13 protein-coding genes are annotated in these 10,808 nt (G+C 63.4%); all 13 read left to right on the top strand.

Going from position 1 to position 10,808, the window contains the following annotated elements:
* Window positions 1-90 precede the first annotated feature (90 nt).
* The 13 genes from ACTG4J_RS04845 to ACTG4J_RS04785 all read left to right on the top strand — a co-directional run bounded on the left by ACTG4J_RS04845 (window position 91) and on the right by ACTG4J_RS04785 (window position 10,782).
* A complete protein-coding gene (locus ACTG4J_RS04845; protein ID WP_439137567.1) occupies window positions 91-1,779 on the top strand; it encodes a terminase large subunit in 1,689 nt (562 codons plus the stop codon).
* Complete coding sequence (locus tag ACTG4J_RS04840) at window positions 1,776-3,026, top strand: phage portal protein (protein WP_439137565.1); 1,251 nt, start codon at window positions 1,776-1,778, stop codon at window positions 3,024-3,026. The genes ACTG4J_RS04845 and ACTG4J_RS04840 overlap by 4 nt, the downstream gene beginning before the upstream one ends.
* Window positions 2,995-3,786 carry a head maturation protease, ClpP-related gene (locus ACTG4J_RS04835; RefSeq protein ID WP_439137563.1) on the top strand — a complete coding sequence of 264 codons (792 nt, stop codon included), beginning with the start codon at window positions 2,995-2,997 and terminating at the stop codon, window positions 3,784-3,786. Before ACTG4J_RS04840 ends, ACTG4J_RS04835 begins: the two co-directional genes overlap by 32 nt.
* A 55-nt stretch (window positions 3,787-3,841) precedes the next feature.
* On the top strand, window positions 3,842-5,053 hold the full coding sequence (locus ACTG4J_RS04830; protein ID WP_439137562.1) for a phage major capsid protein: 1,212 nt from the start codon (window positions 3,842-3,844) through the stop codon (window positions 5,051-5,053).
* A 67-nt stretch (window positions 5,054-5,120) separates the two neighbouring features.
* On the top strand, window positions 5,121-5,285 hold the full coding sequence (locus tag ACTG4J_RS04825) for a hypothetical protein (RefSeq protein ID WP_439137560.1): 165 nt from the start codon (window positions 5,121-5,123) through the stop codon (window positions 5,283-5,285).
* Window positions 5,286-5,360: 75 nt separating this feature from the next.
* The gene (locus ACTG4J_RS04820) at window positions 5,361-5,810 is read left to right on the top strand and encodes a hypothetical protein (RefSeq protein ID WP_439137558.1); all 450 of its coding nucleotides are present in this window, start codon (window positions 5,361-5,363) and stop codon (window positions 5,808-5,810) included.
* Window positions 5,811-5,841: 31 nt separating this feature from the next.
* Entirely contained in the window at window positions 5,842-6,198 is a 357-nt protein-coding gene (locus ACTG4J_RS04815; protein ID WP_439137557.1) for a phage head completion protein, read from the top strand.
* The gene (locus ACTG4J_RS04810) at window positions 6,195-6,593 is read left to right on the top strand and encodes a hypothetical protein (RefSeq protein WP_439137555.1); all 399 of its coding nucleotides are present in this window, start codon (window positions 6,195-6,197) and stop codon (window positions 6,591-6,593) included. The genes ACTG4J_RS04815 and ACTG4J_RS04810 overlap by 4 nt, the downstream gene beginning before the upstream one ends.
* On the top strand, window positions 6,590-7,003 hold the full coding sequence (locus ACTG4J_RS04805) for a DUF3168 domain-containing protein (RefSeq protein ID WP_439137553.1): 414 nt from the start codon (window positions 6,590-6,592) through the stop codon (window positions 7,001-7,003). The genes ACTG4J_RS04810 and ACTG4J_RS04805 overlap by 4 nt, the downstream gene beginning before the upstream one ends.
* 72 nt (window positions 7,004-7,075) lie before the next feature.
* Window positions 7,076-7,489, top strand: coding sequence for a phage tail tube protein (locus tag ACTG4J_RS04800; RefSeq protein ID WP_439137552.1), 414 nt, complete (start codon window positions 7,076-7,078; stop codon window positions 7,487-7,489).
* Window positions 7,489-7,863 (top strand): GTA-gp10 family protein, encoded by a 375-nt coding sequence (locus ACTG4J_RS04795; RefSeq protein WP_439137551.1) that lies wholly within the window; start codon window positions 7,489-7,491, stop codon window positions 7,861-7,863. The genes ACTG4J_RS04800 and ACTG4J_RS04795 overlap by 1 nt, the downstream gene beginning before the upstream one ends.
* A 190-nt stretch (window positions 7,864-8,053) precedes the next feature.
* Window positions 8,054-10,114: a hypothetical protein gene (locus ACTG4J_RS04790; protein ID WP_439137550.1), complete on the top strand. Its 2,061-nt coding sequence runs from the start codon at window positions 8,054-8,056 to the stop codon at window positions 10,112-10,114.
* Complete coding sequence (locus ACTG4J_RS04785) at window positions 10,114-10,782, top strand: hypothetical protein (protein WP_439137548.1); 669 nt, start codon at window positions 10,114-10,116, stop codon at window positions 10,780-10,782. The genes ACTG4J_RS04790 and ACTG4J_RS04785 overlap by 1 nt, the downstream gene beginning before the upstream one ends.
* Window positions 10,783-10,808: the final 26 nt, after the last annotated feature.

The following is a 10,808-nucleotide window of genomic DNA, read 5'->3' as shown; positions in this document are numbered from 1 at the left end:
GCAAAAAGGAACTGGCCGAGATGCAGGCGCGCGAAGCGGCCTCGAGCGGAACCTGGTCATCGCTCCTGAAAGGCTTCGAGCATTAGCGCGATGTCGTTTGAGCCGCGCCGCGCGGGCTGGTCGACAGCCTTGCCAAACTGGCAGAGCCGCATCAAGAACCAGCAGAGCCTGATCCCGGATCTGCCGTTGTTCGACTCGGAAGCCGATCGGGCGTTGACCATTTTCAAGCGGCTCCGGGTGCCGGATCTGCCTGGGCGCCCGACTTACGGCGAGGTGTGCGACGATTGGGTGTTTGACCTGGTCCGCGCCATCTTCGGAGCCTACGACCCGGAAACGAAGCGACGGGCGTTGCGGGAATTCTTCCTGCTGATCCCGAAAAAAAACGGCAAGTCCTCGATCGCCGCGGCAATCATCGTCGTCGCCTGCATGATGAACGAGCGGCCCGAAGCGGAATTGCTGCTGATCGCGCCGACAATCAACATCGCGAAGATCGCCTTCAAACAGGCCTGGGGGATCATCCGCGCGGACGAAGAGCTTGAGAAGCTGTTCCACGTCAAGGATCACTTGCGCGAAATCATCTTTCGCCCCACGCGGGCGACGATTTCGGTCAAGGCAGCCAAAGGCGATGTGATCACCGGGGTGAAGTCGACCTTTACCCTGATCGATGAGACGCACGAATTTGCGCGCAACAGTCGGGCGCAAGGGATTTTCGTGGAGCTGCGCGGCGCGCTCGCGTCTCGACCGGACGGGTTCCTGATGCAGATCACGACCCAGTCGAAGGATGCGCCCGCCGGGGTGTTCAAGTCCGAGCTCGATCGCGCGCGTGCGGTGCGTGACGGCAAGCTCGACCTGCCGATCCTGCCGGTGCTCTACGAGCTGCCGCCCGATCTGAAAACCAAGTGGCAGGATCCTGCGACCTGGGCGATGGTCAATCCGAACCTCGGGCGATCCGTCGACCCGCAGTTTCTGGCGGACCAGCTGACGGCCGCCATCGAAGACGGGCCGAATGCGCTGGCGCTGCTGGCGTCGCAGCACTTCAACGTGCAGATCGGGGTCGGCCTGGGCGGTGACTGGATCGGTGCGCAATACTGGTCGAAGGCCGCAGGGGATTTCGCCGGCCTCGATGAGCTGGTTGCAAGGTCCGAGGTGGCCGTGGTCGGCATCGATGGCGGCGGTCTCGATGACCTGCTTGGCCTCGCAGTCATTGGCCGCGATCGCGCAACCAAGCGCTGGCTGCATTGGGCACATGCCTGGGCCCATCCCGAGGTCCTGGAGCGACGCAAGGAAATCGCACCGAGGCTTTTGGACTTCGCGCACCAGGGCGATGTGACGATCCTCGATGAGAGCGAGCCGATCGGTGATGTCGTTGGGGTTGCTGACGTGGTGGAGAAACTGCTGATCGCAGAGCTTTTGCCCGACGCCAACGCGATCGGCCTCGATCCCTACGGGGTGTCGGCGATAGTCGACGAGCTGGCAGGTCGAGGAGCAACAGACGGCCAGATGGTTGCGGTCAACCAGGGCGCGCGGTTGTCCCCGGCGATCTGGGGCGTTGAACGAAAACTGAAAGATGGAACGCTGCTGCATTGCGGTCAGCCGCTTATGGATTGGGTCCTCGGCAATGCCAAAACGGAACAGAGGGGATCGGCGGTCATGATCACCAAGGAAACAGCGGGCAAGGCGAAGATCGACCCGCTGGTCGCGCTGCTGAACGCGTTTATCCTGATGAGCCGCAATCCCAACGCGGCCATGACCAGCGAGCCGCGCGTGAGATTCGCATGAGCATTTTCGGCAAGCTTCTATCCCTGTTCGGCGCCCGCAATTCCACGACTGTCTCGTCGTCGGAAATCCGGCGCGGCGACGGCGTCTGGGAGGCGCTGACGGGCAACAATGCTGGCATCGGCGAGCGCGCGGCGCTTGGCGTGTCGGCGGTCTATGCCTCGGTGTCTCTGGTCAGCGGCGCAATTGCGGCAATGCCGATGCATGTCTACCGCCGGGCCAATGACGGCGACAAGGAACGCTTGCCGGGCGACAGCCTCTGGTGGACGCTGAACGAAGAATTTTCGCCGCGCTGGACGGCTGACTCCGGCTGGACGTTCCTGGTCGCGTCGCGGATGCTGCATGGTGACGCCTATGCAGAGATCATCAGATCCCCGAACGGCGCCATTCGCGGGATCGTGCCTTTGCATCCGGATCGGGTAAAGCCGATCACAACGCCTGACGGCTGGCGCCTGGTTTACGAGGTGCACCCCGATCGCACGATCGAGCGGCCAAACGATGCGGCACGACAAATCCGCGCGCTCGATCAGGATGACGTGCTGCATATACCGGGCCTTGGGTTCAACGGGCTGCACGGGTTGTCGCCGCTGCGCCATGCGCTGCGCTTGCCAGCGCGCCTGGCGATTAATGCGCAGGAATTTTCGTCGCGGTTCCTGGAGAACATGGCGCGCCCGGACTTTGCTCTGCACACTGACCAGGCGCTGACCGACGAGCAGTTTGACCGACTGAGAGAAGCACTTGCCGAGCATCAGGGCCCAAGCAAGGCTGGCCGCCCGATGATCCTCGACGGAGGTCTGTCGATCGCGCCCCTGACCATGCCGATGGAAGACATGCAGTTGCTTGAGACCCGCAAGTTCCAAGTCGAGGAAATCGCGCGGATCTACGGCGTGCCCGCATTCATGATTGGCCACACCGAGAAGACAACCAGCTGGGGGTCAGGGGTGGAAGCCATGGGCGCGGGGTTCGTGCGGTACTCGCTGCGCTCGCACCTCAACGCGTTCTCGAACGAGATCAACCGCAAGTTTTTTCGCACTGCCTCGCGCGTTGCGGAGTTCGACACCCGCGAGCTCGAGAGGGCCGACACCAAATCGCTCTACGAGTCCTTGCGCGTGGCGCTCGGCCGCGCGGGCGAGCAACCGTTCTTGTCGCTGCCAGAAGTGCGCGAGTTCCTCAACCTGCCGCGTGCGGCACACATTCCCGCAAATCAAGGTGAAGCCAATGCACCCTTACCTGCGCCTCCTGACGAATAACGCGGGCCGGGGTTCCTTCCGGGCCGAAGACAATACGATCCGCCTCTATGACGTGATTGCCAGCAATCGCGAAGAAGCAATGTGGTCCGGCGGGACGGCGCCCGAAGACATCATCGATGCGCTGGAGCGCATGTCGGGGCCGGTGCAGTTGCGCATCAACAGCCCCGGCGGCTCCGTCTTCGGCGCGCAGGCAATCGTTGCAGCGATGCGCGAGTATGATGGCAAGATCACGGCGCGCATCGATGCGCTTGCGGCCTCCGCCGCATCCGTGATCGCCGCCGAGGCCGCCGAAGTGCAGATGTCGCAAGGCTCGATGCTGATGATCCATCGCGCCTGGGGGTTTGCGATGGGCAACGCCGAGGACATGATGGCCACCGCCGCGCTTTTGGAAAAGATAGACGGGCAGATTGCCGCGACCTACGCGCGCCGGGCCGGAGACGATCACGACTGGATCGGCATGATGGCTGCGGAGACCTGGCTGGATGCGTCCGAGGCCGTCGACATCGGTCTGGCCGACCAAGTGCTAAGCTCGAGCACCCAGCAAAACTACCGCTGGGACCTGTCGATGTTCAAAAATGCGCCATATCAGCCGGGCACAAAAGACGCCGCCCCTGCGACCATTTTGGATGAGCTGGACGTGCTGGACGAGGCAGACGCCCCGGAACAGGCGGAAATCAACGAAATAGCCCAGCCTGCAAAGGACAGCGCAGGTCAGGCACGCGCACAACGCAAGCTTGCGTTGCGCCTCAAGGGAATCTGAGCGCGCCGCGCCAGATCAACGCCGCCCCTGCGGCACCATCTGAAAGGAGAATGTGATGTCCATTCAGGCATTGCGCGAGCAGCGCGCGGCGAAAGCCAAAGATCTGCATGAGCTGGTCAACAAGAACGACTGGAACACGGAAACCGACCAAGCCGTCTATGACGCCGGCATCGCCGAAATCGATCGCATCGACGCGCAGATCAAGCGCATCGAAGAGGTCAATGCCAAGCTGGCCGAAGAAACGCGGATGCACATGATTGTCGAGGCCTCCGAACGCACCAGCCGCGACAGCGGCGACAAGGGCCTTGCAATCTACGCGAAGTGGCTCAAAGGCGGCGACAAGGCGTTGAACGAGGAAGACTGGGGCCACATCCGCAACACGATGTCGACTGGCACCGGTTCGGAAGGCGGCTTTACCGTTGACACGGAAGTCGCCACCTCGGTCATCGATGCGCTGAAGGCCTATGGCGGCATGCGCCAGGCGGCGACGGTGATTGCGACAACCGGTTACGGACTTTTGTCCTTCCCGACCTCGAACGGCACTGCCGAAAAAGGCGAAATCGTCGAGGAAAACGCTTCGGCCACCGATGAGGACATCGCCTTCGGCACGGTTGGCCTGCCGGTCTACAAGTTCAGCTCCAAGGTCGTGACCGTCCCGATCGAACTGCTGCAGGACAGCAATGTCGACATCGAGGCGTTCGTGCGTGGCCGCCTGGTGGATCGCCTCGGCCGCGTCACCAACGAGCTGTTCACGACCGGCACCGGCATATCGCAGCCGCGCGGGATCGTGACAGGCGCAACGGTGGGCGTGACCGCGGCGAACAGTACCTCGCAGGTCACCGCCGTCACCTATGACAGCCTGGTCAACCTGCAGCACTCGGTGGATCCGTCCTATCGCAGAAGCGCCGCGTGGATGTTCAACGACACCACAATGCGGGAGCTGCGCAAGATCAAGGACAGCCAGAGCCGTCCGATCTTCGTGCCCGGCTATGAGGCCGGCGTGCCGGGCGGTGAACCGGATCGCCTGCTGGGCGCGCCGATCATCATAAACCAGGACGTGGCCAACATGGCCGCAAGCGCAAAGTCGATCCTCTTCGGCGACATGTCGGGTTACTACATTCGCGACGTCATGGCTGTGGAAATGTTCCGTTTCACCGACAGCGCCTTCACCAAGAAAGGCCAGGTCGGGTTCCTCGCGTGGATGCGCTCCGGCGGCAATCTGATCGACGCCAACAAGGTGCGCGTGTTCGTCAACGCGGCGTCCTGATGACGGCGAGGGGCCGGGCGCGCCCGGCCCCTTTTTTCAAACCTAGCACAACGTCGAGGAGCGCCTCATGACGCGAGCCAAGAAGACGAAAACCGTGGCGGTGCGCCTGTCCTGCATCTACTCCGGCGAAAACGAGGCCTGGTCGCCGGGCCAGATCATCGAGCTGGACAGCGAAGAGGCCGAGCGCCTTTGCACGCTCGGCGCTGCCGAAATGGTCGACGACAGGGATTGATCGGTGCGCATCGCGTCAATTCCGGGCCCGACGCAGTCTGTTGTCGAGCTGTCTGATCTGAAAGCACATCTGCGCGTGGACGACACCGATCAGGACGACCGCATTGCATCGCTTGGCCTGATGGGAACGGCTTACGTGGAGAAATGGACGCAACGCGTTCTGTCACCGCGCGCCGCGACGCTGCAACTGCAACGATTGCCCGAAGGCGCCCTGCCGGTTGCCGTGCCGGGCGGCGTCGTCAACAGCCTGACCAGCCTGACGGTTGACGGCGTGGCTGTCGAAGGCGTTACGGTTGTCGGCGACAGCCCGGCGCGCCTAGTGCCTGCCAGCGATTGGCCGATCACGACAAGCGACGGGTGGCCGGCCTCGATCAGCTACAATGTCGGTTATGCAGCGCCGCCGGAGCCATTGTTGAACGCGGTCAAGCTCTACGCAGAGTGGATCTTCGACGGGACCGACACGCGCGCCGCATGCCATGACCTGATGCATCTCTACCGCATCCGGCCGATCGGATCGGCGCTGTGACGCACGACAGATTTCTGCGCAGGGTCGCGTGATGCCAAGGGCGCACAGGTTCAGCGATCGCATTCTCGTGCAACGGCAATCGGGCGGGGATCTTGACGCCTACGGCAACGCTAGCGCGCCAACCTGGGCGGATCTGTCGGGGGGAGGTCAGTTCTGGGGCGATCTGCGGGAAACGCCCGGGCGCGAGCGTGTCGCTGCCGGTCGCATCGAGGCGCCAGCCACGGCAACGCTGCGCTTGCGTCGCTCGCCTGCATCGCTTGCCATCGAAGCCAATGACCGTGTTCTGGCACGCGGCGCGACATGGGCAATCGTGTCGTCACCGATCGATCCGGACGGCACGCGGACCCTGATCGAGGTGACGCTTGAGCGCGGGCGGGCGGTACAATGAAAATCCAAGGCGCCAACAAGCTGGTCCGCAAGCTCGGCCAGCTGCCTGACGCGCAGCGCAGACATGTCGTAAAGGCGATTGCGCAATCCACGGAAGAGGCGGCACGCGTGGCGCGCACGCTTGCGCCGGACACCACGGGGCGCACCCGCGCGCAGATCACTACGGAATACAAGGAAAACGGCCTCGTCGGCGAGGTGGTCGTGATCGACAGCGCGGCGCCCCGCGCCGAAAAGGATCGGGCCTACTCTATCGAGCACGGGCGCAAGCGCGGAGATCGCGGCACGACCGAAGGGTATCATTTCGTGCGCCGCACACGCGCGTTTATCGGCAAGAAAAACCGCAACCGCATTTTGCGCGCGATCCGCAAGGCGGCCAAGGAAGTCGCTGCGAAATGAGCGACAGTTATTTCACGGCGTCTATGGCAGCTGTGCGCGCCGCGTTGATTGCAGATGCAGGCGTTGCCGCCCTGATCGGCAACCGGGTGGTCGACGAGCCCGCCGAAGGGATAGTTTTTCCATATGTGCGATTCGGGCGCATCGAGGTGCTGCCGGACGACACGGACCTGACGCGCTCCGCCATCGTCCAGATGGGGCTTGACGTGCACTCGCGCCCGATTGCCGGGCGGATCGAGGCTGCGCGGATCTGCGAGGCGATCGAGACCGCCCTGCATCGTGCGACGGGATCGGTTTCGGTCGCGGGATTTTCGCTTGTCGAGATCGAGGTTCAGACATGGACCGTCGAGCGACAGGCCGATGGGGCCACCTACGAGGGCCGGCTGGCTTTGGAAATCAGCCTGGACGCCTGAACAGGGCAGGCTGCAACAGTGCGCGCGTCGCGCGCTCAACCCTGTGCATAGCACGACAAAGGAGGGCCGATCATGGCTAAACAAAAGGGCCGCGCGTTTCTGCTGAAAATCAGCGATGGCGCTGCGGGGTTCAACGCCTTCGCCGGGCTGACAAGCAAGAGCCTGACGATCAACAACGAGCGCATCGACACCACGACGCCGGATGCCTCGACGCCGGAAGGCGTCATGTGGGCCGATAGCCTCGATGGCGTCAAGTCGGTGTCCGTGTCGGGTGATTTCACGCTGGTCGATGACGCAGCGGAAACGCGCGCGATCACGCAAGCGATGGGCGACGGTGCAACGGACAGTTTCGAGATCGTTCTGCCCGATGTCGGCACCTTCGCGGGCACCTTTGCGATCACTTCGCTGGAGTTTGGTGACGATGGCAAGGTCACCGGCTCGATTTCGCTCGACAGCGTTAGTGCGGTCACCTTCACGGCCGCGTGATGGGCATAGCGCTTGATGCGCCGCGCGGTGGCCTGGCTGAGGAATTGGCCGGGAAACCGCGCGTCCTGATCCTGCGGAATGCCGAGATCGAGCGTTTCGAGGATCGCCACGGGGGAATCTTTGCGCTCTGGGACGGGTTTTTCGGCCGTGGGGCAAAGCCAAGCGCGCGCGCGGTGCGCGATCTGGTTGCGCTTGGCCTCGTGGGCGGTGGCATGAAAGACGCTGAGGCCGATCGCCTGATCGCCGACATGGGCCCGGGCGACAATCTGCGCCTGTTCGCGATCGCCTCGGGCCTGATCGGAGTGGCGTTCCTGCCCGATGCCTCAATGGAAACTGAGGATCCCGCGGAGGCGGGCGGCCCTGAAAAAAAGTAACTGCCTGGGATGTGCGGGCGATCATCCGCTCTGCAGCGGGGGCAGACATCCTGCCAGACCAGGTGCGGACTATGATTCCGCGTGATTGGCTGCTCGTCGTGCGCGGGCTGAATGAGAAAAACAACGCTGGACGGCCAGGGGCGCGCGCGCCCAGCCGCGCCGAGGTTCGCGACCTTGTGGAACGGTATGGATGAGCACTGACTTTGAGCGCCTGAACATCATCCTCGCTGCTCGCGACCGCGAGTTTGCGCGGGCCATGGAGCGCAACCAGAGGCGCGTCGAGCGTTTTGCGCGCGAGTCGCAGCGCAACCTGTCTCAAGCCTCGCGCAGCTTTGACGCACTTGGGTTTGCGGTAAAGCGCTTCGCGCCCGTGATGGCGGCGCTGAGCGCCGGCGCAGTTGTCGCGCGCCTGCAGAAAACCATTTCTGCGCTCGATGACATTGGCAAGACGGCCGACAAGATCGGACTGTCCACCGACGCCCTGCAGGAACTGCGCACGGTGGCGGAAAGCGCGGGCGTTTCGCAGGAATCGCTAGACAGCTCGATGGAGCGGTTTTCAAAGCGCCTGGGCGAGGCCGCGCAAGGGGCAGGGGCAGCGGCAAAGACGATCAAGGGCCTTGGCCTCGAGGCGTCCGAACTGGCAACGATGGGGCTCGACAACGCCCTGTCAGTGGTTGCCGATCGCCTGGCTGAGATGTCCGAGCCGACGGAGCGCGCGGCCGCGGCTGCCGCGCTGTTCGGGCGGGAAGGGGTGGCTATGGTCAACCTTTTGCGTCAAGGCTCCGACGGCATGCAGCGCATGCGCCAAGAAGCGCGCGATCTTGGCATCATCCTCGATGAACAAATGATCCGGGGTGCCGAAGACGCACAAACGCAGCTCGATCTCATGGGGCGGGTAATCTCTGCGCAGCTGAACAGCGCGTTGATCGATCTCGCGCCGCTTTTGGTCGGCGCTGCAACAGCGGTTGCCGATGTGGCGCGCGCCCTGAATTCGGGCATCGATGCGGTGCAGAAATTCATTCGCCCCCAATCTGATCTGCAACTTGCCTCTGAAAATGTCGTGCTGGCGATGGCCGACGAGATCGAGCAATCGCAAATCCTGAATTCCGCCTTGAACAAAGGCATCGTGATGAGCCAGGAGGCTGCGCGGGTTAAACTTCAAGAAGCCCGGGCGCGATATGAAAACGCCAAAGCAAAAGCGGCAGAAACGCGCGCCGGGGTTATTGAGTCCGAGGAATGGTCTAACCTGACGACCCAGATCAACACGGCGCAGGACGCGCTGCGCGGCCTTGGCTCCGAAGAAGTCGTAATGCAATCCATAACGCGCTCGGAAAGCTATGAGCGCCAGCAAGCGGCTCTTGTGGACCTGATCACGCGGCGCCAGGAATTGCTCAAAGTCAATGATGATCTGCAAAAACAGATCGAGCGCACGGGGCAGAACGTGGCAACGCTGGAGTCCGCGATCGGCGCCTCCGGCGGGGGGCGGGTCGAGGTCGGCGACTTTATTGCGCCAATTGAGCCCGGCAAGAAAAACGCGTTATCCGGCGCCGGATCTGCGGCTAAGGCCGCGGTTCCTGATCTGAGCAATTATGCGGAGGTCATGGCGCGCATCAAATCAGCCTTTGGCGACAGTGCGGCGGCAGGTGACACATACAAGGGCACACTGGCCCAGATCGAAGCGATGTACCGTGCGGGCGTACTGTCCAGCGATGAATATCAAGCGGCCCTTGGCGCGGTAGAAAATCGTTTCGAGGCGGCAAGGGGCGCGGCGGACAGCTTGCGCGCCTCTACTGCCCGCGCCTTCGCCGACATCGTGACCGGCGCGCAATCCGCCTCCGACGCGGTGTCCAATCTGCTGTCAAATCTGGCGGGGCAATTCGCCAACGCCGCCTTCGGCTCGGTGTTGCGCAATGTTGGCCTGTTCGACGGGCTGGGCACGCTCCTTTCCTTCGATGGCGGCGGCTATACCGGCGCCGGGCCGCGCGTTGGCGGCCTCGATGGCAAAGGCGGTCAGCTGGCCATGGTGCACCCTAACGAGACGGTGATCGATCACACGCGCGGCCAGAAAATCTCCGCCCGTTCCAGCGCGCAGTCGGTACAAATTTCAATCGACGTCACCGGCGCCCGCGGCAATACGGAAATCGAGCAGATGGTTCAGACCGGCGTGGCGCGCGGGCTGAAGGAATATGACCGCACCGTGCTGCCGGGCTCGGTGCGCAAGATCAACAGCGATCCGCGGAGGCTTCGCTGATGGCGCTGACCTTTCCTTTGAGCGGCTCGGATTTCCTCGACATGCTGCCTGTGCAGGACGTGCAGTTTCAGCTGGCGCGCAAGGCGCAGGTCACCGGCCTGCGTGGCGGTGAAATGCTGTCCGCAGAAATTGCGCCGGCCTTGTGGGAAGGGCGGGTCAGCCTGGCGCCGATGCGCGCGCGCACGGCGGCGGAGGCGCAGGCGCTGATCGCCGCGTTGGAAGTGCCCGGCCGAAAATTCCACGCCTTCAAGAAAAACCAGATTGGCCCGGCTGTGGATCCTCTGGGCACTGCGATCGCATCGGCCAGCCCGGTTATCGCCGAGCTGCACGGCACAGATCCCGCGCGACTGCGGCTGTCCGGGCTTCCGGCTGACTTCACGATCACGCCCGGCGATTTTCTGGCGTTCGATTACAACCCCGGCTCCGGCGCGCGCCGCGCCTTGCACCAGGTCGCGCAGGGGCGCACGGCCGATGCAAGCGGCGAGACGACACAGTTCATCACCGTGGTGCCCCAGATCCGCACCGGCGCGCTGATGGGCGCGGCAGTCTCGATGTCGCGCGCCCATTGTGTCGCGGTCATGTTGCCCGGCTCGGTGTCCTACGGGTCCACCCGCAACAACGTGACCAGCGGGCTAAGCTTCGCCTGGCGTCAGTCGCTGAGGGTCTGATCATGAGGATCTTTGACGCTGGCACA

The sequence above is a fragment of the Roseicyclus sp. genome (genome assembly GCF_965662675.1).
Classification (GTDB): Bacteria; Pseudomonadota; Alphaproteobacteria; order Rhodobacterales; family Rhodobacteraceae; genus Roseicyclus.
The sequence above is the reverse complement of the archived record's forward strand: the minus strand, read 5'-3'. Positions and strand labels throughout refer to the sequence as shown.